The organism is Thalassotalea mangrovi (assembly GCF_005116735.1).
Taxonomy (GTDB): domain Bacteria; phylum Pseudomonadota; class Gammaproteobacteria; order Enterobacterales; family Alteromonadaceae; genus Thalassotalea_A; species Thalassotalea_A mangrovi.
Genome location: NZ_SWDB01000004.1, coordinates 202,831 through 225,976 on the forward strand (window position 1 = coordinate 202,831; position 23,146 = coordinate 225,976).

General features: G+C 46.2%; 21 protein-coding genes. 10 read left to right on the plus strand and 11 right to left on the minus strand.

Features of this window, described 5'->3' with window-relative positions; genetic code table 11:
* Positions 1–7: 7 nt before the first annotated feature.
* Complete coding sequence (gene leuA / locus E8M12_RS02690) at positions 8–1,573, minus strand: 2-isopropylmalate synthase (protein WP_136734534.1); 1,566 nt, start codon at positions 1,571–1,573, stop codon at positions 8–10.
* A 369-nt stretch (positions 1,574–1,942) separates the two neighbouring features.
* Here leuA and E8M12_RS02695 point away from each other — a divergent pair, with 369 nt between their 5' ends.
* Positions 1,943–2,344 carry an FAD synthase family protein gene (locus tag E8M12_RS02695; RefSeq protein WP_136734535.1) on the plus strand — a complete coding sequence of 134 codons (402 nt, stop codon included), beginning with the start codon at positions 1,943–1,945 and terminating at the stop codon, positions 2,342–2,344.
* 21 nt (positions 2,345–2,365) lie between these two features.
* Here E8M12_RS02695 and E8M12_RS02700 read toward each other — a convergent pair whose 3' ends face one another.
* The 3 genes from E8M12_RS02700 to E8M12_RS02710 all read right to left on the minus strand — a co-directional run bounded on the left by E8M12_RS02700 (position 2,366) and on the right by E8M12_RS02710 (position 5,303).
* Positions 2,366–3,406, minus strand: a complete 1,041-nt coding sequence (locus tag E8M12_RS02700; RefSeq protein WP_136734536.1) for a CDP-glycerol glycerophosphotransferase family protein — start codon at positions 3,404–3,406, stop codon at positions 2,366–2,368.
* A gap of 175 nt (positions 3,407–3,581) precedes the next feature.
* Complete coding sequence (locus tag E8M12_RS02705) at positions 3,582–4,682, minus strand: CDP-glycerol glycerophosphotransferase family protein (protein WP_136734537.1); 1,101 nt, start codon at positions 4,680–4,682, stop codon at positions 3,582–3,584.
* A 12-nt stretch (positions 4,683–4,694) separates the two neighbouring features.
* On the minus strand, positions 4,695–5,303 hold the full coding sequence (locus E8M12_RS02710) for a TIGR04211 family SH3 domain-containing protein (protein WP_136734538.1): 609 nt from the start codon (positions 5,301–5,303) through the stop codon (positions 4,695–4,697).
* Between the two features lie 242 nt (positions 5,304–5,545).
* Between E8M12_RS02710 and E8M12_RS02715 the strand changes: the two genes are divergently transcribed.
* Positions 5,546–7,066: a CYTH domain-containing protein gene (locus tag E8M12_RS02715; protein WP_136734539.1), complete on the plus strand. Its 1,521-nt coding sequence runs from the start codon at positions 5,546–5,548 to the stop codon at positions 7,064–7,066.
* Between the two features lie 68 nt (positions 7,067–7,134).
* Here E8M12_RS02715 and E8M12_RS02720 read toward each other — a convergent pair whose 3' ends face one another.
* The 5 genes from E8M12_RS02720 to E8M12_RS02740 form a co-directional block, all read right to left on the minus strand.
* Positions 7,135–7,458 carry a hypothetical protein gene (locus tag E8M12_RS02720; RefSeq protein ID WP_211244968.1) on the minus strand — a complete coding sequence of 108 codons (324 nt, stop codon included), beginning with the start codon at positions 7,456–7,458 and terminating at the stop codon, positions 7,135–7,137.
* Positions 7,459–7,517: 59 nt separating this feature from the next.
* Positions 7,518–8,207, minus strand: coding sequence for a PspA/IM30 family protein (locus E8M12_RS02725; protein WP_136734541.1), 690 nt, complete (start codon positions 8,205–8,207; stop codon positions 7,518–7,520).
* Positions 8,208–8,292: 85 nt separating this feature from the next.
* A complete protein-coding gene (locus E8M12_RS02730) occupies positions 8,293–8,706 on the minus strand; it encodes a YjfI family protein (RefSeq protein WP_136734542.1) in 414 nt (137 codons plus the stop codon).
* Between the two features lie 138 nt (positions 8,707–8,844).
* Positions 8,845–9,747, minus strand: a complete 903-nt coding sequence (locus E8M12_RS02735; protein ID WP_136734543.1) for a DUF350 domain-containing protein — start codon at positions 9,745–9,747, stop codon at positions 8,845–8,847.
* An 11-nt stretch (positions 9,748–9,758) separates the two neighbouring features.
* A complete protein-coding gene (locus E8M12_RS02740; protein WP_136734544.1) occupies positions 9,759–10,589 on the minus strand; it encodes a hypothetical protein in 831 nt (276 codons plus the stop codon).
* A gap of 117 nt (positions 10,590–10,706) precedes the next feature.
* Between E8M12_RS02740 and glnE the strand changes: the two genes are divergently transcribed.
* Positions 10,707–13,574 carry a bifunctional [glutamate--ammonia ligase]-adenylyl-L-tyrosine phosphorylase/[glutamate--ammonia-ligase] adenylyltransferase gene (glnE, locus tag E8M12_RS02745; protein WP_136734545.1) on the plus strand — a complete coding sequence of 956 codons (2,868 nt, stop codon included), beginning with the start codon at positions 10,707–10,709 and terminating at the stop codon, positions 13,572–13,574.
* A gap of 12 nt (positions 13,575–13,586) precedes the next feature.
* Here glnE and lpxL read toward each other — a convergent pair whose 3' ends face one another.
* A complete protein-coding gene (gene lpxL, locus E8M12_RS02750) occupies positions 13,587–14,528 on the minus strand; it encodes an LpxL/LpxP family Kdo(2)-lipid IV(A) lauroyl/palmitoleoyl acyltransferase (RefSeq protein WP_136734546.1) in 942 nt (313 codons plus the stop codon).
* 141 nt (positions 14,529–14,669) lie between these two features.
* On the opposite strand from lpxL, the gene hldE reads away from it, so the two are divergent.
* A complete protein-coding gene (hldE, locus tag E8M12_RS02755; RefSeq protein ID WP_136734547.1) occupies positions 14,670–16,097 on the plus strand; it encodes a bifunctional D-glycero-beta-D-manno-heptose-7-phosphate kinase/D-glycero-beta-D-manno-heptose 1-phosphate adenylyltransferase HldE in 1,428 nt (475 codons plus the stop codon).
* Positions 16,098–16,371: 274 nt separating this feature from the next.
* Here hldE and tolC read toward each other — a convergent pair whose 3' ends face one another.
* A complete protein-coding gene (gene tolC / locus E8M12_RS02760) occupies positions 16,372–17,793 on the minus strand; it encodes an outer membrane channel protein TolC (RefSeq protein ID WP_136734548.1) in 1,422 nt (473 codons plus the stop codon).
* 156 nt (positions 17,794–17,949) lie between these two features.
* On the opposite strand from tolC, the gene E8M12_RS02765 reads away from it, so the two are divergent.
* From E8M12_RS02765 to E8M12_RS02790, 6 genes are read left to right on the plus strand one after another with little or no spacing between them, the layout of a single operon-like run.
* Complete coding sequence (locus E8M12_RS02765) at positions 17,950–18,573, plus strand: NUDIX domain-containing protein (RefSeq protein WP_136734549.1); 624 nt, start codon at positions 17,950–17,952, stop codon at positions 18,571–18,573.
* A 23-nt stretch (positions 18,574–18,596) separates the two neighbouring features.
* Complete coding sequence (locus E8M12_RS02770; RefSeq protein WP_246033989.1) at positions 18,597–19,046, plus strand: DUF1249 domain-containing protein; 450 nt, start codon at positions 18,597–18,599, stop codon at positions 19,044–19,046.
* A 17-nt stretch (positions 19,047–19,063) separates the two neighbouring features.
* Positions 19,064–19,828, plus strand: a complete 765-nt coding sequence (locus tag E8M12_RS02775; protein ID WP_169303020.1) for a metallophosphoesterase — start codon at positions 19,064–19,066, stop codon at positions 19,826–19,828.
* 17 nt (positions 19,829–19,845) lie between these two features.
* On the plus strand, positions 19,846–20,478 hold the full coding sequence (locus E8M12_RS02780; RefSeq protein ID WP_136734551.1) for a YqiA/YcfP family alpha/beta fold hydrolase: 633 nt from the start codon (positions 19,846–19,848) through the stop codon (positions 20,476–20,478).
* Positions 20,475–22,361, plus strand: a complete 1,887-nt coding sequence (parE, locus tag E8M12_RS02785) for a DNA topoisomerase IV subunit B (RefSeq protein WP_136734552.1) — start codon at positions 20,475–20,477, stop codon at positions 22,359–22,361. The genes E8M12_RS02780 and parE overlap by 4 nt, the downstream gene beginning before the upstream one ends.
* Before the next feature lie 32 nt (positions 22,362–22,393).
* On the plus strand, positions 22,394–22,945 hold the full coding sequence (locus E8M12_RS02790) for a lipid-binding SYLF domain-containing protein (RefSeq protein ID WP_136734553.1): 552 nt from the start codon (positions 22,394–22,396) through the stop codon (positions 22,943–22,945).
* Positions 22,946–23,146 lie beyond the last annotated feature (201 nt).

Consider the following 23,146-nt stretch of genomic DNA (forward strand, 5'->3'; position numbering starts at 1 on the left):
TTCCTGCTTAGAGTTGTTTACTGACTTGTTGAAGTTGCGCATCCCGCTTAAGCTGGGCAACCTGTTGTGCGCGGTGAATGCTATTTAAGGTATGGAGCAGGGCATTAGCAGAGGCCTGAATGATATCCGTTTCCAGGCCATAGCCATGAAACTTACGCTGTTGCCAGCTTACTACCAGGTTTGCTACCCCTAAACCATCTTCGCCTTCGCCTTTATTGGAAATACTGTAATCTGCGACTTCAAATTCGATATCCACGGCTTGTTTGATTGCCTGGAACAGGGCATCGACCGGGCCATTCCCGGTAGCAGAACAGATTTGTTGTTGCTCGCCGACTGTCAGCTTAACGCTGGCGGTAGCAAAGTCGCCGGTGCCGGACTGAACTGAGCAATAGCGCAGCTGGTAAAAATCATCGACAACCTTTTGCTGTGAGTCGAATAAAATCGCTTCCAGATCATCATCAAACACCTGGCCCTTCTTATCAGCAAGCTTTAAAAACTTGTCGTACAGGGAATTTAAATCGTAATCGTCTTCCTGATACCCCAATGATTCCATGCGGTGTTTGATGACGTGACGGCCACTGCGGGAGGTCAGGTTGAGCTTGGTTTTGCTAATGCCAACACTTTCCGGTGTCATGATTTCATAGGTATTGCTGGCTTTTAACATACCATCCTGATGGATTCCGGAGGAATGAGAGAAAGCGTTGGCGCCGACGATCGCTTTATTGGGTTGTACCGGCATATTACATAACTGGCTGACTAATTTTGACGTGCGGGCGATTTCCTGGTGCTTGATACCGGTTTGCACCTGTAAATATTGCTCTCGGGTTTTCATAATCATTGCCACTTCTTCCAGTGAGCAGTTTCCTGCACGTTCACCAATGCCATTTACCGTGCATTCTACCTGCCTCGCGCCGGCCTGTACTGCGGCCATGGAATTGGCTACGGCGAGGCCCAGATCATTATGACAATGCACTGAGATTATGGCCTTATCAATATTCGGAACGCGATTAAAAAGGGTCGAAATAATTCCACCAAACTCATCGGGCAAGGTGTAACCCACAGTATCGGGAATATTCACGGTTGTGGCCCCCGCGGTTATGGCAGATTCAACCATGCGACACAAATTGTCGATCGGCGTACGTCCGGCATCCTCGCAGGAAAATTCAACATCATCAGTAAACTGGCGCGCGTATTTCACCGCATGAATGGCCATTGCTTCGACATCGCTGAAATCTTTACGCAGTTTCTGCTGTACGTGCACATCAGAGGTTGAAATAAAGGTGTGGATACGAAAATGATCGGCAACGCTCAACGCATCGGCACAGGCTTTAATGTCAGCTTCCACGGCACGGGACAGACCACAAACGGTGGCATTTTTCACCGCTTTGGCAATTTCCTGTACCGAATGAAAGTCTCCTGGGGAAGATACTGGAAAACCTGCTTCGATAATATCGACACCTAGTCGTTCGAGAGCCAAAGCAATCTGAATTTTTTCATGAAATGACAGGCTGGCGGTTAGCGCCTGCTCACCGTCTCTTAATGTGGTGTCAAAAATTATTACCTGGTCAGTCATGGTGTTACCTTATCCGTATTAATTTCATTAAGCTGAAAACGAAAAAACCCGCAGGGTTAGTGCGGGTTTTGGTTAATCTTTTTGCTTAGTTAAACATAAGAAGAACGCCCGCGTGCGTTAAGCAGCAGGAGCGATAGCAGAGAATCTTGGTTTAAATAATTATACGTTTTCATTGAGATATTATGCTTAACATTTCATTAACTATAAATGTATGTGTTCAAAAAGTGACTGTCAACAGAAAAATAGAATAAATACTTGAATGTTGAATTGCTCAGGAAGTGTGCAAAGATATACGGTTTTTTTTGGAATGGCTGGATAGTAAGGGCGTTTTGTTTTACTTTTGTGACAGATTCATAAAGTAGTAAAAATATTATGCGAGTAATAACTTTTGGCACCTTTGATGTGTTTCATGTCGGTCACGTAAATATTCTTGAGCGGGCGCGATTGCATGGCGACCACCTGATTGTCGGGGTTTCGTCCGATGAACTTAACATGTCTAAAAAAAATCGCTATCCCATATACTCACAGCAGGATCGTATGCATATTATCCGTTCATTGCGTTGTGTTGATGAAGTGTTTGTTGAAGAGTCGCTGGAACTGAAGGCGGAATACATCAAGTATTACAATGCTGATATCCTGGTGATGGGAGATGACTGGCAGGGGAAATTTGATCACCTCAAAGATATTTGCCAGGTCATTTATTTACCGCGTACACCTTCGGTATCGACAACGGAAATCATTGAAATCGTTAAATCCGATCATAATCCTTAGCATTGCCGCAACGCTTGCTGATCAAAAAAACTTCCAGTAACCGAGCTTGCGACGCATTTTAAATTGACGAATGATGTCTATTGGCTTTTTGGCAAGCCGGTGCTGATTATCAATGGTTTCATTGACGGCATCGAGCAGGCGACTCGATGAATGACCGTCCTGGTACGGATGTTGCTGTTGGATAAATCGATTAATGGCGTTCATCAGCGTATCTGGTCTCGATAATCCCCTGCGAATGGTTTCCTGTAGCTTTTCGGGATCATTGATGTCCAGTAAATAATCGCCGGGATCAATATTGTTAAAGGTGACAACGGGTTTTCCCTGCAGGATAAACATGATTAATACGGACGAAGTGTCACAGACCATTAAATCGGCTTCAGCCAGCAGTGGAATGACATCGTCCGTTTCCACATAGGTTAAATATTCACTCTGAATACTCTTGTATTGCTCAACAATATCTTTTGGCATTTTCGGGTGAAACTGAACCACCCAGTCCCACTCTCCACTCGCACTGATTTGTTTTACCTGTTGCAGTAAATGTGGCGCACAACTTAGCTTTTTTGAAAAGGTTGAACAGAGGAGAATTTTAGGACGCTTATTGACGACGCGTGGGTGGGAAAATAGCGGGTCTAATGCGCACCACCCGGTTTCGATAACATTGAAGTGGCTGGGGGCAGGCATTAAGGCCTTAAATTTTTGCGTTGAATCTGGTCCCTGGGTGCAATACAAATCAAAACAGTTTCGAATTTTGAAATGATCGTTATTGCCTTTTTTGTCCACTTTACCTGCATCGAACCCATGAAATACTGCGACATTTATGCCGGGCAGAAATGTTGGTGCCTGGTTGGATGGATACAATACGGCATCTGGCTTGTAAGCAAATACCTCGTCGAGGTCATTTAACACGCGTTCATGTTCGCGAAAATAGGAGCGATCAATACTGTCGCCATGCGCATACCAGGCAACGGACTCTCCGCGAGCGATGATTTGTTCCTGAACGGGACGCAGTATCGCATAGCTATAGTTTTGAGAGACAAAAAAAAGGTAACGTCTGGTCGCCATATGTATTGAGGATCCTGAGGACTTAAAGTCTTAACTGGTTGGGAATGTTAACCGAAATTCGAGCTTTGTAAAAATAATAGCCGCTAAAAAATCCATGATTTTTATCCCCCCTGACATTGATACCTTACAAAATTGTGGTGCGATCGCGATACTCCGGCGGGGGGAGCCGCAAAAATTAGCGCAGATTTTCATATTGCGGGTCGATAATGAATTTAGCGTTATTCATCAGGTAGGCAACCACACGTTCGCTGGCTTTTCCGTCGAGACGACCAGCCAGTTTTTCCGCCAGCTGAGCACGAATTGGCGCTAGTAATTGCGGTTGTTGATATTGTTCTATCACCAGGTTGCGCAACTCTTTATAGGTTTTTGCATGCACCGCAATATTGGCATATTCACCAAAATCTTCATCCATGCGCTTTTTGAATCGATAAGAGAAGAGTCCGCGATAGCTCCAGCGCAATTTCAGGAAATCGCACCAAATCACCGGTTTATTTAAGGCCGCGAATTCAAACAAAGCCGACGATGCATCACTGATCAGGATGTCTGAACTGGCCATAAATGGCACCAGGTTATAGTCAGTTTCTTTGGCAAGGTAGACATTATCAAAGCTGGCCCAATGCTCGAGCAGCGCTTTTTGGCGGTGATACTTTTCCTTGGCGATAGAAAAATAATGCGGTTTTAACAGGATATTAAAGTCGTTAAAATCTGCTGGCCAGTTTTTGTCAAAGCATTCGATAGAGCTGGGATAAAAGGTCGGTGCGTAGGTCAGGGTTGGCTTGTTTGGGTCCAGGCCTAGCTGAGCCATATCAAAACCTGGTTCTTCATCACTAAATAGTGGGTCGAGTTTACTGAAACCCACATCGATAAAGGTACTCTCAGGGTAGAGTGAACGCAAACGTTCACAGCGATAGGCACCTTCGACAAAACGAACCGTCATTGCCGTGTCTGACGCGGTGTAATAACAAGACTTGGGGCCTATGCCATGGCCAATCTGCGCCGATTTACTCACCTGGTGCAGGTCATCGAGGTAAGCAAAGCTGTTGGCAAAAAATACCCAGTCTGCTTTTTGTTGTTGGTAGTAGCTTGCCGCCTCTTTGTCATTCTCTACCCAGATATACTGCAAACCATTTTCTGAGGCGATCTGCTCCATGATGTGGTCATGGGTGCTGTGATAAAATACAAAGGCCGTAGTGACGCCCTGATCTGCCAGTTTCTTCTGTACCGGCAGATATTGTGGCAAGTAATACAGATGCAGGACATCAAATAGTACGTACATTGCGGTTTCCGATTACCAGCTGGTTTTCTTGCGTGGCATCAGTTTTGGCAGGATCAGGCCAAACAGCAGACCAGCAAATAAAACACCGCCGCCGTACAGAAAATACGTTTTCATCACTTCCATACTGGCATTGTCAATTTTCTTCTGTGCAATAGCGTACTCTTTACTGAGTTTGTCATGATCACTTTGCAATTGTTTGTAATTACGGTTTAACTCGCCTAGTTGCTGGCGCGCGTCGTCGAGCTTATTCTGCAGATCTTCGTTTTCGACTTTATTGTCTGCTAACTCGGCGTTTAATGTGCCAACCGTTTGACGCAGTCCCGGCTTGTTCGATAAAAAGCGTTGGTCTATCCAGCCAGTGCGACCTTTATCATCTTTTATCTGGACGTAATCATTGACCGGGCCGGCAATAAACTCAATCGGATCACCGGCATTGACGCTACCTAAAATACGGTATTGATTGCCAGCGCCAGAATGAAAGAATACATAAAGGTTGTCGCTGACGTAGCCAGTTGCACCCGCGGTCACTTTAACCTGGGGTTGTTGCGCCTCTTCTTCAGCAAAACTAAGGCCAGACAGGGTCAGCAGACTCACTAACAGGATTTTGGAAATTGATTTCATGTAAACCGTTACAACTTATGGGTTTAAGGTGTAACGATATTAGGTGTTTGTGACAGGGATGGCAAGACGTGGAAAAGTAAAAAAGTGTAATTTAATTGTCACTGTGATGTCGCTTTTTATGTTAATAGATTGTTGATTTGGAGGCCTTTTTTAAAAAAATACAATTTTGTTTGCCAGTATCGATATGCTTTTGTAAGGTTATAGGGTTTATTGTTTAAAAAAGAGGCAGAACGTTCCTAAAGATGGACACTGAGTTAGAGCTCAAGTATCTGATTTGTAATGATATTGAGCAGAATCAACTGATCGAAAATATTTCCGCACTACTCGCTCAACCCGATGTCAGCGTTACCCCTTCGCAAAAATATTTAAGTAATGTGTATTTTGATACTCAGGATAAACGTTTGCGAAGTCTGGATATTGGCCTGCGGATTCGAAAAAACCAACATGGTGAAGCCGAACAAACAATAAAAACCGCCGGAACTGTGGTCGCTGGCCTGCATCAGCGCCCGGAATACAATCTTCCGGTTGCTGGCAGCTTTCCTGAGCTGGCAGAGTTTCCTGCACATATCTGGCCTGATGGTGAGCCGGTGGCACAGTTACAAGCCGCCTTATTACCCATATTTCGCACCGACTTTAATCGTCATTGCTGGATGGTTCAGTTCGCCGACGGCAGTAAAGTTGAACTTGCGTTAGACATTGGCTTAATCGTTGCGAACGATCAACAAGAGGCAATTAACGAGATTGAACTTGAATTGGTTGATGGTGACGCAGAGCATTTATTCGAACTATCACGGTTGCTAATTTCGCAACTGAGTCTGCGTCCGGGACAGCGCAGCAAAGCGGCCCGAGGTTACCAGTTAGCATTTAACAATGACGCTGAGCAAGCAGCTATTCCAAGTTTCGACAGTTCGGTGATATGCCTGAACGAATCAATGAATATCCGTGAGTCTTTTGTAAGCGGATTTTCGCAGGCGTTGATGTTGAAACAACAACTCGTGGCAGCATATCTGCACCAGCCAAAACTTGAGCTGATAAAGCAAATCGCCGACGTATTAGCCTTGTCCCGACATGGGTTATGGTTATATCAGGATTATCTCCCTGAATCGCAATCCGAACGGATTCGCACGCAGTTTTCCGGAGTGTTACAGGATTTAACCTGGGTGGAAAGTGCACTGCAATTACAGGAGTTGACCACTGCTAGCGGTAATTACCGGAAGAAAGTGGAATACAGTCAAAATTTACTAACCGAGTTGCAAGGAAAGTTACAAGGCTTTCCAAGTGAGCAGGAAATGAAAATGTATTTCACTTCCGCTGATTTTAATGAATTACAACTGCAGGAATTGCAACTGATAGTGACGCTGGATACCAGGGTTGCAAGCGAATCTGGTCTATTGGAATTTGCCAGTAACTGGCTTGATGATGGGCTTCAACAATTGCAGCGGGCGATCTCGATGGAACAAAACATGGCGGAGCAACAATACCTGCAAAGTCACATGGTATTAGTTCGTAGTTTGCTTACTGGTTACTGGTTTGGGCAACTATTTGCCGCTGAGGAGCGTTGTGAATTTCGACGCCCCTGGCTGGATATGCATTCGGGCATTGATGAGCTGGAAAACCTTTGTTTGCTGAGAGAGACCTTGCAACAACAGTCCAAATTACCGAAAAAACTGGTTAATTGGTTAGAAAGCCAGGTAGATTGCCTGATTCAGGCTCTGGAACACTGTCGCCAGGTGGCGTTAAGCATCCCTCCGTACTGGCGTTAACAATTTGCATCTGGATAGGAGTTGCTGCCCCGGAGCAGCAACGCTGTTTATCTCTGTTCTGTTCAAGCCTATTGATCGTCAACGAAAGCTATTAATTCATCCATTAACTTACGTTTGATTTCCAGTTGATCGTCGACTGCCAATCCATACTTCTCGGCAAGAATCTGGTAATCCTGTTCATTCAGTGAAACGGTCAGGCGAGGACGTTTCGGGCGCTTGTTAACTGGCAGTCCAAGAATTAACCGTATTTGATCAGAAGGACTCAGGCCGGCATCCACCGCCGTTTTGCGGATGGTTTTTTGCACTTTTTCGTCCATATCAAAGGCAACCTGGACGGCTTTTAACGCGTTTACCCCGGATTGCCATTTGTTGGGAATTTTACGATCGCTCATAATGTCTGTGAACTGAAATATACGCCGGGTACAACAACAGGCTGTACCCGGCTAGTTGATTAAGACTGCTTCGCTTTAATGCGATCTAACACCGATGACGCATCTTTATCCGCCTTGGTGATGCCGGCAGCTTTAAGTTGTGCCTGCAGCGATGCATCAGAGTCTTCTGACTCCAACAATTCCGCAGCTTTCATCTGGTCGTCAAATTTCTGTTGTTTGGCTTTGATTCGTTCCAGGGAGTCTTTGGCATTTAACAATTTCGAGTTACTCGAAGAGAAATTGTCGGTAATTGCTGACGTCGCTTTTTGTACGTTTTCTGTGGTTTTCACCATCGATAGCTGACGCTTGAATTCGGCAACCTGGCGCTCGCTTTTTTTCACCAGTTCCTTGAGTCGATCGACATTGGTAGAAAAGCTATCCAGCGCCTGTTGTTGGGTCTCTAACTCATTTTCCATGCCAGCGATTTTTTCAGCTACCTGCAATGCCAGTGCTTCATTTTCCTGAGCCAGAGCCTGTTGCGCATAGCCTTCATGCTCGGCAATGTCTCGCTTAATGCGGTCGACTTCGCGACTAGCCGACATTTGTTGAGCCATGACGCTGGTCAGGTCACGTTTTGCCTTAGTTAAATGGTTTTGCGCGTCGCGGATTTCTTGTTCAAAAATACGGGTCGCATTGGCGTCAACAATACTCTCGCCCATTTCACTGGCACCACCGCGGATGGCGGTCATAATCTTTTTAAAAATACTCATCTTGGATATTCCTTAAATTCGAATTCGTTTTAGCGCAACGAATGTGAATACAAATTTGTGCTACTTAACGTCTCACTTTGCCCGGTTAAATTAAAAACTCGCTCATATCGTCAATCACTTCTAACGCATTATTACTCAGTACCGCCAGCTCATGTTCAATATCTGCGAAACTGGAATTTATCGATAGCGCGCCGAATATGGCGTACTTATCGCCAATTTTTGAAAATGCTGAGAGTGGCATTGGAATGCTCATCTCCAACATCGCTTCCAACATCGCAACGCGTTTTTCCTTGATGATTTCCTGCTCACCCCAGAGATAGGTGATACAGATGACCTGGTCATCGCTGACCGATAAAAACACCGGTAACTCTTCTCGACCCTGAATGGTGATTTGTAATACATCAACCTCACCAGAAATAGGTTGGCAGTCAAATACCATGCCGGTACTGGTGTTGTCAGCCAGTTCGTTCAGGTGAGCTGCAATACTGTGGATGTTCATAGTGTTCCTCATCTTAACCATAAATACTGTTGCAGTATTTCGTCTATTCCATTCCTTGACATAATATGTCGATTGCTAAACCTTAGCATCTCGACATAATATGTCAATGTTTTTTATTCATCTTCGGTTACTGTGGTATTAAGCAAGTAGGGTGGTAAGCATCAATGCGATACCAATGCTTATCGCCATTTCGACACTGGCGACGCCAACGTTGTGTTGATGATCCACCTCAGCTTCGAGGTTGATCCCGCGCAATATTAACTTTTTCGCCATGGTGGTTAACATCCACATTGCTAACGTCATCAGCAGGCCAAAGATCAACCAGCCAATCAGGTTCTGCACTATGGTGTCTGGGTGGTAATCGAGAAAATAGCTGGCCGATGTCACTGCCAGCGACGTGGATAGTAATTGACCACTGTACCTGAGGGCCAGGGCAATTTGCCCATCGGCAAAAGCATCCTGAAGTGAATCCAGTTGATTGTACTTGGCATAATGATGTTCGCGAATGCGGGTAACCAGGGTCAGGATCGTTTGGGCAACAGCAAAGGCGCTGATCATGGCAATTATCGCGGAGGGGTTGAATCCTTCAACCCAGAGTAACATTGCCCGGATAATGATTGCAGTGGCGATCACCGAGGCAGCATCAACAATACCTACGGTTATATTTTTATCGGCGATTTGCTGACGTTTATCTATCAGGTGAAGTGACCAGCGGTCATGAACAAAGCGCCCCAGGTAGAGAAGTATCATGCCAAGCACGCCATAGCTGAACATGTTAATCAATTCACTGCCCATACCCGCATTATACTTTGGCGTGATCGCGCCGGTTAAAATAATGCCAAGTCCGGCAATGGAGCCGGCGAGGCTAATGCCAAAGGCGAAATTATCAACTTTCGCCAATTCATCAGTGCTGTTGGTAGCAAAGAATAATCCATAGCAGTAGCGCATCAGTGCCAGCAGGAAAATGGCAATGGCAATTTCAGCGACCAGGATCAGCAGCACCTCAGGGTCAATCGGCGCGAATGAAAATAAGTATTCCATAACGATATTGGTTAAAATTGGTGGTAACCACTTTTTAACACTAATCCCGGTGCAGATAAATCACTATCGCCAAAGCGTTGCAATGCAAATGCGCCCGGGCTCGATAATTCTTCCTCAATTTCCGTTTGTCTGGCGAGAGTAAATACCGAGGAATAACGGGACCTGCCAATATCCGCATAAAAGCTATAATCCCGGTATTTTGCCCACTCCTCGTAATCGACTGACGAGCGTTTCAGCAGAGTCGAAAGTGGCTTGGTTCGGTTAAACCACTGCCAGGTAACCTCATTTTCAGAGTTCGTCTGCCAAGTGCCAAAGGCCGGATGAGCAATTAACAGTGCTGCAGCGCCAAAATCCTCGGCTTGATTTTTCTGTAGGGTTAATGATTTTGTTTCGGCATTAACTCGTTGCAATTGTCCTTGTGATAAATCGGCGAGAACATTGAGTGGATCGCTTAACGCATCGGAAAACAGTATCGGGTCAGCGGCCTGATAAATGTTGAGTAGCTCCTGATATCTGAGCTCTTCAGAGACAAACAGGTCACTTTGAAAACTGACGGTCTGCAATCGTTCATACAAGCGTTTGTACAGTTGGCCCTCGGAACCGGCATTGCGAATAAGAACGGCAACCGGTTGTTCTAATTTGGGGTTAAGGGTAAGGAGTTTGTTCGCATATTGCTGAATAAGAACGGCATTTTCCACTTCACCATCGCTAAGAGCCTGTTTTAACTCGGCTAATTTCTGCTCGGTCAAAGGTAACTGAACGTTGATCTGATCCTCAATTGAATCGGAACAGGCACCCAGTAAACACAGGCTGATGATGATGGATGCAATAAAAAGTCTCATTGGTCGGCGTATTTTCTTGGTAAACTGTTAAATTAAAGTTAATGCACCTGCAGGAGTTCTGAAAACTCATCGGTAACCATGCATGTCATTATTATGGTCTATGTTTAGGATAATGTTGTGTTACAAATAAAGCCGTTTGCAAACAGTTATTTACAGCAACAATCAGAAAGCTATTGGCGACATTGCCAGGCCTCATTGGCACCACAACTACAGGATTTGGACGAACAACAGCGCCTTGCCCTAAAGCGTACGCTTGCCTTGTCTGATTTTGCCAGAGAGTATCTACTAACCAACCCTGGTGTCATTCCCTCATTATTTACTGAGCCACTGGATCATCACTTTTCCCTGCCAGACCTGACACTGGAGTTACACAAACTTGTCGCCCTGTGTCAGCAGGAGGACGAGTTACATCGTGTGCTTCGTCAATTTAGAAACCGCTATTTAATACGATTTGCGGTCAATGATTTTTGCTCGTCACTACCATTAAAATCCAGCCTGAGGCACTTAACCGATTTGGCTGAAGCGTTGATCAGCGTGGCATTGGACTGGCTCACGGACTTTTGCCAGCAACGCTGGGGAGAGCCCACCGATGCCGATGGTCAGCTGCAACCCCTTTTGGTTTATGCGATGGGTAAACTCGGTGGCGGAGAACTTAACTTTTCTTCGGATATTGATCTGATTTTTGCCTATCCTCATGCCGGGGAAACCCGTGGAGCAAGAAAAAGTATCGATAATCAGCAGTTTTTCACCCGACTCGGGCAGAAATTAATTGCTGCTTTAAATCAGGTAACCGTTGACGGATTTGTTTATCGGGTTGATATGCGCTTGCGGCCATTTGGCGACAGCGGGCCTTTAGTGTTAAGTTTTGCGGCATTGGAAAACTACTATCAGGATCAGGGGCGAGACTGGGAGCGTTACGCCATGTTAAAAGCGCGACTGGTTGGTAACTCCGAATATCATAACCGTCTTTCTTCGATGCTGCGGCCCTTTGTATATCGACGCTATATCGATTTCTCGGTGATTGAAAGCTTCCGCAAAATGAAGTTGATGATAGCCCAGGAAGCCCGCCGAAAATCTGTGAAGGACAATATTAAGCTGGGACCGGGTGGGATCCGGGAAATTGAATTCATCGTCCAGGTATTTCAACTAATTCGTGGCGGACGAAACCCACAATTACAGGAACGAAATATCTATCGGGCTATGGCATTGTTAACAGAACTCGGTAGTATCAGTGCTGACACTCATGCCACATTATTGCATGCATACGATTTCTTAAGACGCAGCGAAAATGCGATTCAGGCTTTTTCCGACAAACAGACACAATTATTGCCTGCCGATGAGTTGAATCAAGCCAGGCTCGCGGATGTTATGGGCTATCCAGAATGGGATCAATATTACCAGCAATGCCGACAGCATATGGCCGCAGTTCACCGCGAGTTTAATTTACTTATCGGTGAAGATAACCCCAATGAATTACCACTCAGTGATCGCTGGGTTACCTATTGGCTGGCAAACTGGGAGCCTGAGGAGTCATTGGTTTGGTTGCAGGAACTCAGGCCACAATGGCCGCATCAGGACATCCATCGCGAGTTAAGCAACTTCAAGGAAGACATCCACAAACGCCCGATTGGCCGTCGCGGCCAAATCATTCTTGATAAGTTAATTCCGCTGCTTCTGAGTTCAATTGGCGAGCAAATGCCAAAACTCACATTAACCCGCTGCCTGCATGTGTTGTTAAGAATTGTCAGCCGCACCGCTTATCTTGAGCTACTTTATGAAAACCAGGGCGCGTTACAACAGTTAATTCGATTATGCCGGGACAGCGAGTGGATCAGTGAGACCCTGGCTCGTTTTCCGATCTTGCTTGATGAATTAATTGATCCAAAATTGCTGATGGCCCTGCCTGAACCGTCTGGTTACCAGACCTTGCTGCAAGAGAACCTGATCCGCGTTCCTAATGATGACCTGGAAGAGCAAATGGAAACCTTGCGTCAGTTTAAACAGTCGCACCAGTTGAAGATCGCGGCTGCCGATGTGAGTGATGTTCTGCCGGTAATGAAGGTCAGCGACCAGCTTACCGGGCTTGCCCAGGGAATTATTGCTGAAGTCGTGGAGCTGGCCTGGCAACAGCTATGTGCTCGCTATGGGCAGCCACAGGCGACGCTAGGCAGCGACAACAAAGGCTTTGCGGTGCTTGGTTATGGCAAGCTTGGTGGCATTGAACTGGGCTACAGCTCGGATTTGGATATGGTATTTGTTCATAACTGTGCTCAATCGGATATGACCACAGGTGATAAACAGGTACCGAGCAGCCAGTTTTACCTGAAATTGGCGCAGCGCATATTACATCTTTTTAATACTCGCACCGCCAGTGGCACCTTGTATGAAACGGATATGAGACTGCGTCCCTCTGGCAATTCCGGGCTTATGGTGGTGCATATTGATACCTACCATCAGTACCTGCAAAAGGATGCATGGACCTGGGAACACCAGGCGCTCGTTCGCGCCCGGGGTGTTGCCGGTGACCAGGCACTGCTTAACCAGTTCGAGGAAATACGTCGTAATGTCCTGAGCATGTCCCGAAGTTTGTCTACGTTGCGCACAGAGGTGGTAAACATGCGTGAAAAAATGCGTCAGCATCTTGATAAAAGCGATGGCAATTTATTTGATATCAAACAGGGCGAGGGCGGACTGGCGGACATTGAATTTATCGCTCAGTTCTTTGTCCTGGCTTACAGTCATCCATATCCGAGCCTCGCGACCTATTCCGATAATGTCCGCATTTTCGAAGGACTGGCACAATTGGAGTTCATCGATAATAGCCTTGCCGAAAAACTGTCTCGGGCATATTGTCATTTACGTGATCTCGGCCATGAACTGGTGTTGCAAAACTGCCCGAAGATGATCGCCCATCAACAGGTTCAATCCCAAACTGAGTTGGTCTGGGATTGCTGGAACCGCTATCTGTTGCAGGACAGTGATTAAGCGAACAAACGATTACTTTTTATAAAATGGCTCAGCATCGGCGTCTGGACGGGTCTTAAAGCGACGGTGCAACCACATATACTGCTCCGGGTTAGCCGCGATCGCTTTCTCGATTTCCTGATTAATACGAGTTAAATCGCGAATATCATCGCCACTGGGGATATCATCAAATACCGGTTTGATTTCGACCAGGTACTGGCCAGTATCGTCATTACGACTAGGTACTACCAATAGGGTTTTAACATTTTTCTGACTGGCGAAAATCATCGTGCCTGTGGTGGTCGCCGCATCGGGCACATTAAAGAAAGGGATAAACACAGAGCGATTGCGGCCATAATCCTGATCCGGCAGGTAAATACAGCTTTCTTTATCATGCAAGGCCGAGATTAATCCTTTCACATCACGTTTGCCGAGCATATATTTGTTGGAACGCCCACGTCCTTTAAACTGGAAATACTCCATCAGCGGATTGTTGTGGGGTCGATAAAAAACGACACTCTTCTGATGCAAGCCGAAGCCACGGCAATGTAATTCTAATGATAAATTGTGGAAGGCCAGTAGCAATACGCCGTGCCCCTGTTGTTGGGCTTGGGTGATGTGTTCCAGCCCTTTTAAAGTGAATTTACGTTTAACCCGCCAGTCTGGCCACCACCAGCCCATTCCCGTTTCCAGTAACGCAATTCCGGTATTTTCAAAATTTTTACGAATCAGTTGCTGGCGTTCTTGTTCATTTAAATGTGGAAAACAAACTTCGATGTTGCGCTGTGCAACCCGTTGCCGGGAACCGCCAACTTTTTGCAATAATCGTCCAATGCCGCGGCCCAGCCAAAACTGCAGTCGATAGGGAAGCAAAGAAATGCTAAACAGAACTAACACTCCGAGCCAGGTAAGCCAATACTTAGGTAACAGAAAACTGGCTTTAAATTTGGTTTGTAATACTTTGTTTTTACTCAAGACAACGTCAACTCTGGAAAAAGCTTATGATACACTATAGCCATGTTTGGCCTGTGAATGTTTTCAACTGCCCGTCATGCGGTGACGAATTGAACACAGCAGAGGCACATTTGTGAAATTATATCCAAAACGGAAAGCGGTATGAAAGTAGATATTCCAAATTTTAACAATGCCAGAGTATTGGTCGTTGGCGATATTATGCTCGACAGATATTGGTTAGGACCAACATCGAGAATCTCGCCGGAGGCACCCGTTCCGGTTGTTAAAATTGACCACAATGAAGACCGTCCCGGTGGTGCCGCTAACGTCGCTTTGAATATTGCCAGCCTTGGCGGCCAGGTCACCCTTTCCGGGATCACCGGTGAAGATGAAGCCAGTGATGCCCTGGATTCCTCCTTGTCGTCCCTGGACGTGATTTGTCAGTTTGCCCGTTATCCGGACGTTCCAACGATTACCAAGCTAAGGGTTATGAGTCGTAATCAGCAATTGATTCGTCTCGATTTCGAGGATGGTCTGGAAGATGTTGATAAAAGCGAGCTGTACCAGCTCGTCGAACAACACATTGACCAACATCACTTATTGTTATTGTCGGATTATGCGAAAGGCACATTAAGTGACGTGCAGGCAATGATTAGATTGGCCAAAGAGCACAATATTCCGGTGCTGGTGGACCCCAAAGGTGACGACTTCACTAAGTATCGTGGTGCCGATTTAATTACCCCTAATATGGCTGAATTTGAAGCGGTCGTTGGCCCTTGTGCGAACGAACAGGAAATTCTTGATAAAGGCCAGCAACTACTCGCCGAGCTAGACTTAAAAGCCCTGCTGGTTACCCGCTCTGAACATGGGATGACACTGATTCGTGCCAATGAAGAAGAGTTGCACCTACCGACCCATGCCAAGGAAGTTTTTGACGTTACTGGTGCCGGGGATACGGTAATCGCGACCCTGGCACTGGCTATCGCCGCCGGGTCCTCTTATGGCCAGGCAAGCGCTCTAGCCAATATTGCCGCTGGCATTGTGGTTGGCAAACTGGGTACGTCAACGGTCAGCGAAGTGGAAATCGCGCAGGCGATAAGTTCTGGTCAGGAAAGCGGTTCGGGAGTTGTCACCGAACAGCAGTTAAAAATGATCATCGAACATGCCCGTCAACGTGGTGAAAAAATTGTCATGACCAATGGTTGCTTTGATATTCTCCACGCGGGTCATGTATCGTACCTGACTCATGCAGCGCAATTAGGGGATCGGTTAATTGTCGCGGTCAATGATGATGACTCGGTTAAACGGTTGAAAGGTGCGGGTCGCCCAATTAACCCGGTTGATCGTCGCATGGCAGTATTGGCAGGTCTTGGTGCAGTGGATTGGGTGGTCGATTTCTCTGAAGATACGCCACAACGATTAATTGCCGGATTATTGCCGGATATTCTGGTTAAAGGTGGTGACTATAAGGTCGAGGATATCGCTGGTGGTAGGGAAGTCATTGCTAATGGTGGGGTGGTCAAAGTGCTGAATTTTGAAGATGGCATTTCAACCACGGAGATTATTAATACGATTCGCCTCGAAGATTAAGGCGAATCGGAGAGAGAAGCTTCGCAGAGGGATAAAACATTCTCGTTGTGATGTTTTGGGTGGAGTCAAAACTTAATCGTTTTGATGGTGGAGAAAATGCTCTTCAAATCGCATTTTGGTAGTTAGAATTTAGCTTTCATCGAGATGTCCATCATCTCGACTCCACCTTTTCAATTTTATTGAAACTCCACCTTCAAAATTCTGTTCATTTTGATTCCCTCAGCGAAGCTTCCCTCTAAAACAAAAAAGGCCCGCGTAGCGGGCTTTTTTAAGTTTAGACGTTATCCGGATCCATCGGCTTGGCTTTTTCCAAACCGGCATTGATGGTGTTGATATCCTCTTCGGTAATGGTACCGGCGGCCTCTTTCAACCGTAACATATTGATGATGTACTGATAACGAGTCGTCGACAGGTTACGCTTGGCATTATAGAGGTTACGGGTACTGTCTAAGACATCAACGATAGTACGGGTGCCCACTTCAAAACCGGCTTCTGTTGCTTTTAACGCACTCTCTGCCGAAACCACAGACTGTTCAAAGGCTTTCACCCCGGAAATGGTTGCTACTATGGTGTTGTAGGCGCTTCGTGATTCACGAACAATTGCGCGGTAAGTGATTTGCAAGTCTTGATTGGCCGATACATACAGGTGTTTGGCTTCATCGACTTCAGCACTGGTGCGCAGACCGGAGAAAATCGGCACATTTAATTGCACACCAATGCTTTGACTATCTATTTTACTGCCATCGAGTGTTTGACCGATAGGCGATTGGGTGCCTGGGAAAAATGCTGGATCGTTTGACTGGTCTGTTGTTGCGATTCCGTAGCTACCGGTTAAGCTTAAGGTCGGAAGATGACCGGAAAACGCTAAATCAATACTTTCTTTGGCGATATCAACGGCAACTTTCTGGTTGATCAGCTGTAAGTTCTTCGCTTCCGCCAGATCCTGCCAGGCATCGGCAGTGCCTGGCTGTGGAGTAACCGCACTGAAGCGTTCGGTATTTAAGGTATCCAACTGACGAGGATACTTACCGGTGATTTCCCGCAAGATTTCCTCCGCCTGATACACGGCATTCTGGGCACGGATTTCCTCGGCTACCGAGGTATCGTACTGGGCCTGGGCTTCGTGCACATCGGTGATAGCGGTAAGGCCTACAGAGAAACGCTGCTTGGTTTGTTCAAGCTGGCGTTCAATGGCATTTTTCTCGGCAATGGCAAACTCAAGACCATCCTGAGCGGCAAGGACATCAAAATAGGCGGCGGTGACGCGTGTAATCAATTGTTGTTTTGCAAATTGGTAATTTAAGTCAAATTGATGCGCTGCTTTTTTTGTGGTGTCCAGGGTGATCCAACTGTTGTGATGATACAGTTGCATATTAAGATTGATTCCATATTCGAAAGAATCTCTTTCCGTCGTCACATCAAATTCTAATTCGTCACCTGCCAAATCTTCATAGGTGACAGGTGTCACGGTTTCACTTGTTGAATAAGTTACAGAGCCATTGATTTGCGGTAATAACACAGAACGTGCCTGGGTGATCCGTTCTTCACTAGCCAGAAACTGAGCTTTCGCTTTTTGAACCGTTGGGTCGTTAGCCAGAGCCAGTTGATAAATTTCCTTTAAGTCTTCGGCGGCGGCGATGGAGCTGGTACATGCCAGTGCTATGCCGACAAATAACGAATTCAGTTTATTTGTCATGAGTGTTTCCTGTTGATACTCAAACTTTAATTATTTTCAGCCATTGTAGCGATTATTAGTGGTATGCTGAAGAGATATTAGTCATTGATCTCGAATAAAGTGTAACAGAATTTATTTCTAACGCTTTGTATTAACTCCAAAGAATCCAGCAAATATATGGAAAATAAAGACCTCAAACAAAAACCGCAAATAATTCAGATAAAAGACAAGAAGACTGTGTTCAAGGGCTTCTTCCGGGTTGATGAATGGCACATTCAGCATGAGTTGTTTGCTGGTGGTATGTCAGCATGCTTTACCCGGGAAATCTTTGAACGTGGAGATGCGGTGATTTTACTACCGTACGATAAACGCCAGGATAAGGTGTTGTTGGTTGAACAGTTTCGTGCCGGAGCGGTGCGCAACGGTGAAGACCCCTGGTTACTGGAACCGATAGCCGGGATGATCGAACCGGGTGAGTCACCGAAAGACGTTGCTGTGCGAGAGGCGGATGAGGAAGCAGGATTGTCGATCAGTGAAGACAAACTGATATTTATAATGGAGTATTTTTCCAGCCCCGGTGGTACCAGTGAAAAGCTTTTTCTATACCTCGGTTTGTGTAACTTACCGGCAACATTTGATGGGCAACTACATGGCCTGGATGATGAAAATGAAGATATATGCACCCACCTGGTGTCGCGTGAACGGGCACTGGAGTGGCTTGCTCAAGGCCGGATCACCAACGCTTCAACTATAATTGCCTTACAGTGGCTAGCGTTAAATTATCAGAAACTATCCAATTGAACGGCATAAATACGGGACCCAATGTGAGTTATTCGCAGCGATATCATCCTAACCTCAAGCAATTGTTAACCAGTTGTGAGGTTAACTATGTGCTGTTGATGAGACTGCTGGCAGGGATCACCGAGATCGGTGAACAGCGAGAGTTTTGTATTGATAATGACCATATCTTTCAACTGACCATCACCGAACAGTCGCGCTATACCCATGTGGTCGAGTTTCGACAACTAACCCGCAAAGAATCAGACTCTTTGCGCATCGGTAAACTTCTGCCCAAACCGACCATGATCATTCGCTTGTATCACGATGCACGGGTTGCGGAGGTGATAGAAACGGCTAAAAGTCGTGCAATTAAGCCGCGCTACGATTATCCAAACCCATCAATGCTGCACCCTGATGAAAAACAACAAACTTACCAATTTCTGACGGAGTGGTTGCAAACCTGCCTGCGACTGGGGCAAACTGCAATTAAATAACTTATTTCGTATCAGCCGTGTCCAGCGTCGTATTTACTCAGTTTAGTGATTGCCACCTTTATGCAGATAAATCCGCCCTGCATTTCGGACAACCTGTTTATGCAAATTTAGTTCGTACCCTCGGCGACATGCGGGAGATGAAGGACTTGCAATTCGCCGTTTTTACCGGTGATTTGAGTCAGGACCACAGTGACCAGTCCTATCGCAACTTTAATGAGGCGATTAGTGAAAGTGGCATCCAGGTTCCGATCTACTGGTTGCCCGGCAACCATGATTCCATTGAGCAGATGCAAAACCTGTTAGTACATCCATTATTGAACGATGACAAAGACATTGTCCTGGATGGCTTGAGATTGATGTTACTGAATTCAAAATCTGCAACCCCTGCAGGACTGTTGGCTGACACTGAGCTGGCGCGTTTGCAGGATATCGATAAAACCGACGCAACCTTGTTGTTTATGCATCATCATCCGCGCCCGGTCGGCTATTTTATTGATCGTCATGGGTTGCAAAATGCATCGGCGTTCTGGCTCCTGTTGCAGCATTTACCGGGTGTAGTTGGCGTCGCCTGTGGCCATGTACACCGAGCGATAACCCAGAACGCGGATAAGAATGCCAGCGCTCCTGTATATTGTTGTCCGGCAACCTCAATTCAGTTTGACCCGGAATTTGATGGCGTCAAAGCATTACCTGAGGGACCGGCATATCGAACGTTTTATTATGACAACGGCGAACTTAGCTCCCGTATTGTACGGCTGCCCGTAGCAAACCCAACTATCTAGTTAGCAAGGAATTACCTTTGAACAATCCACAAGTTCTTTTTATTCATGGCTTTAACAGCTCGCCTCGATCGTTAAAAGCGGAAAAAGCGCGGGAATATTTTCAACAAAATTTTGCCAATATAGAATTTCATTGCCCGCAATTAGAAAGTACGCCAGACGCTGCGATGCAACAACTTCTGGCAATTGTCGACTCAAGGCCCGGCAGTGAATGGTTGTTTATTGGCAGTTCACTCGGTGGTTATTTTGCGACTTACCTGGCTGAGCAACTCAATGCCAAAGCGGTGTTAGTAAACCCGGCGGTTCGTCCTTTTGAGTTGCTGCAGGGCGTACTTGGCGAGCATACCAACCCCTATACGGCGGAAACCTACCTGGTAACATCGGCACATTTACAGTCGTTGCGAGAATATTTTGTCAGCATTAATCATCCGGAAAATTTTTTAGTGATGGTACAAACTGGTGATGAAGTGTTAGATTATCGTCAGGCAGTGGAAAAATATCAGCAATGTCAGATGATTGTGCAGCAAGGTGGGGACCACAGTTTTGTTGGTTTTGCCAACATGCTGGACAATATTGTAAACTTTTTCCAACTGCAAACATGTAACCCAAATAATAATAACAGCATAAATTCAACAGCCAGATTAAGCAGATGAGCGAGCAATATAATTCTGAATCTATCGAAGTATTAAGTGGCCTGGACCCGGTTCGCCGTCGTCCTGGCATGTACACCGATACCAACCGACCCAACCACCTTGGACAGGAAGTTATCGATAACTCTGTGGATGAAGCACTGGCCGGTCATGCCAGTAACATTCAGGTTATCCTGCATGAAGATCAGTCACTAGAGGTGATCGATGATGGTCGCGGCATGCCGACGGATATTCATCCGGAAGAGGGCGTCCCAGGTGTTGAGCTGATTTTCACTAAGTTGCATGCAGGTGGTAAATTCTCGAACAAGAACTATCAGTTTTCCGGTGGTTTGCATGGGGTCGGTATCTCTGTGGTCAACGCTTTGTCAACCCGGGTAGAAGTAACGGTTAAGCGCAATACCAAAGTATTTGAAATGGCGTTTGAAAATGGTGAGAAAGCGTCTGACCTGGTAGAAACCGGCACCGTTGGTAAACGCAATACCGGTACCCGGGTACGATTTTGGCCAGATGCCAGCTACTTTGATTCCGCCAAGTTTGCGGTAAATAAATTGTGCCATATTCTTAAGGCAAAGGCGGTATTGTGCCCTGGGTTGAGTATCAAGTTTCACGATAAGGTGAAAAATGAGAAACATCACTGGTGTTATGAAAATGGCCTGCAGGATTACTTAAAGGATGCGGTAAATCAGTGGACCAGCTTGCCGGAAGAGCCTTTTGTTGGTTCCTTTGCATCGCAGCATGAGGCAGTTGACTGGGCGGTTAACTGGCTGGTGGAAGGCGGTGAGACTGTTGGCGAAAGTTATGTAAACCTAATCCCTACCATTCAGGGAGGGACACATGTCAACGGTTTGCGCCAGGGCTTACTCGATTCAATGCGCGAGTTTTGTGAGTTCCGCAACCTGATACCGCGCGGGGTGAAATTAACACCCGATGATATCTGGGATAAATGCTGCTTTATTTTGTCGGTAAAAATTCAGGATCCGCAATTTGCCGGGCAAACCAAAGAACGACTCTCCTCAAGACAATGCGCGGCGTTCGTTTCCGGGGTTGTTAAAGATGCGTTTAGCCTGTGGTTAAACGAGCACACCGATATTGCCGAAGCGCTTGCCGAGTTTTGTATCAGCAATGCCCAGCGGCGGATGCGAGCCAGTAAAAAGGTCGTTCGTAAAAAAGTCACTCAGGGCCCGGCACTACCAGGTAAGCTTACTGATTGTGGTTCCCAAGAGCCTGAAAGATCAGAATTATTCCTGGTGGAGGGGGATTCTGCTGGTGGTAGTGCTAAACAAGCACGGGATCGGGATTTTCAGGCTATAATGCCTTTACGAGGTAAAATATTGAACTCCTGGGAAGTGGAATCAGGACAGATTCTCGCCTCCCAGGAAATCCACGATATTAGCGTGGCCCTGGGTATTGATCCGGACAGCTCCGATTTATCGTCATTGCGATACGGTAAGATATGTATTCTTGCCGATGCGGACTCGGATGGATTGCACATTGCGACCTTGCTGTGTGCTTTGTTTACCCAACATTTTTTACCTTTGGTTCAGGCCGGTCATGTTTATGTGGCAATGCCGCCGTTATATCGTATCGATGTCGGCAAAGAGGTGTTTTATGCCCTGGATGAACAGGAGAAAGAAGGGATACTGGATCGGATTGAAGCTGAGAAAAAACGTGGCAAGGTTAACGTACAGCGGTTTAAAGGCTTGGGTGAAATGAACCCATTGCAATTGCGTGAAACCACCATGGATCCAAACACGCGGCGATTAGTTCAGCTAACCGTCGACGATTACGACAATACTATGGAACTCATGGATATGTTGCTGTCGAAAAAGCGTGCAGGTGATCGCAAAGAATGGCTTCAGGAAAAAGGAAATTTGGTAAGCCTCTAACACTAAATTTCGATCCAAGTGAGGCAATTGTAATGAAAAAACTTCTCGTTCTTGTAGCCGTTTTTATGTTTGTTGGCTGTTCAGCCGATGGTGACACACCGGAAGAACAACGCGCCGCCATCCTGTCGATGAGTGAAGAGGTGGTTGCTGACGTTGAGGAAGCTAGCCCCGGAGCCAAAGATGTAATCATGGAAGCTCCTGGTTATGCGGTTTTCTCGAATGCCCAACTCAACTTATTCATTGTCGCTGCAGGCACCGGTTATGGCGTGGTCCATGATAATGCCAGTGGCGAAAATACCTATATGGACATGTACGAAGCTGGCGTCGGTATCGGTTTAGGAGCGAAAGATTTTCGCGCTGTGTTTGTCTTTAAAACCAAAGAAGCCATGGACAAGTTTGTTGATGATGGCTGGGCGTTTGGTGGTGAGGCGGATGCCGCTGCTAAAGCCGGAGAAAAAGGCGGGCAGGCCAGCGGTGGCGTTACCATTGGTGATATTATCGTTTATCAGCTTACCGAAAATGGCCTGGCATTACAGGCTACCGTCAAAGGTACTAAGTATGTGAAAAACGACGAGCTAAACTAAGCTTGATCATTTTTCTAAAAAAGGCAGGTTTTCCTGCCTTTTTTGGTTTTTAAGGCCTGAAAATCACAGGCGAAAAACTGAAATCCAGAATTGTTTTGCAATCTCGTAATCACGACTAGCCTGTTGAAACCTGAAACCTGAAACCTGAAACCTGAAACCTGAAACCTGAAACCTGAAACCTGAAACCTGAAACCTGAAACC

What these genes read in the sequence shown, in the direction of transcription:
- E8M12_RS02740 (WP_136734544.1), bottom strand. Translation starts at nt 10,589, where the DNA reads ATGAGACTTTTTATTGCATCCATCATCATCAGCCTGTGTTTACTGGGT.
- E8M12_RS02715 (WP_136734539.1), top strand. Translation starts at nt 5,546, where the DNA reads ATGGACACTGAGTTAGAGCTCAAGTATCTGATTTGTAATGATATTGAG.
- E8M12_RS02725 (WP_136734541.1), bottom strand. Translation starts at nt 8,207, where the DNA reads ATGAGTATTTTTAAAAAGATTATGACCGCCATCCGCGGTGGTGCCAGT.
- E8M12_RS02720 (WP_211244968.1), bottom strand. Translation starts at nt 7,458, where the DNA reads ATGAGCGATCGTAAAATTCCCAACAAATGGCAATCCGGGGTAAACGCG.
- E8M12_RS02765 (WP_136734549.1), top strand. Translation starts at nt 17,950, where the DNA reads ATGGAAAATAAAGACCTCAAACAAAAACCGCAAATAATTCAGATAAAA.
- E8M12_RS02705 (WP_136734537.1), bottom strand. Translation starts at nt 4,682, where the DNA reads ATGTACGTACTATTTGATGTCCTGCATCTGTATTACTTGCCACAATAT.
- E8M12_RS02735 (WP_136734543.1), bottom strand. Translation starts at nt 9,747, where the DNA reads ATGGAATACTTATTTTCATTCGCGCCGATTGACCCTGAGGTGCTGCTG.
- hldE (WP_136734547.1), top strand. Translation starts at nt 14,670, where the DNA reads ATGAAAGTAGATATTCCAAATTTTAACAATGCCAGAGTATTGGTCGTT.
- E8M12_RS02790 (WP_136734553.1), top strand. Translation starts at nt 22,394, where the DNA reads ATGAAAAAACTTCTCGTTCTTGTAGCCGTTTTTATGTTTGTTGGCTGT.
- parE (WP_136734552.1), top strand. Translation starts at nt 20,475, where the DNA reads ATGAGCGAGCAATATAATTCTGAATCTATCGAAGTATTAAGTGGCCTG.
- tolC (WP_136734548.1), bottom strand. Translation starts at nt 17,793, where the DNA reads ATGACAAATAAACTGAATTCGTTATTTGTCGGCATAGCACTGGCATGT.
- E8M12_RS02710 (WP_136734538.1), bottom strand. Translation starts at nt 5,303, where the DNA reads ATGAAATCAATTTCCAAAATCCTGTTAGTGAGTCTGCTGACCCTGTCT.
- E8M12_RS02730 (WP_136734542.1), bottom strand. Translation starts at nt 8,706, where the DNA reads ATGAACATCCACAGTATTGCAGCTCACCTGAACGAACTGGCTGACAAC.
- leuA (WP_136734534.1), bottom strand. Translation starts at nt 1,573, where the DNA reads ATGACTGACCAGGTAATAATTTTTGACACCACATTAAGAGACGGTGAG.
- E8M12_RS02700 (WP_136734536.1), bottom strand. Translation starts at nt 3,406, where the DNA reads ATGGCGACCAGACGTTACCTTTTTTTTGTCTCTCAAAACTATAGCTAT.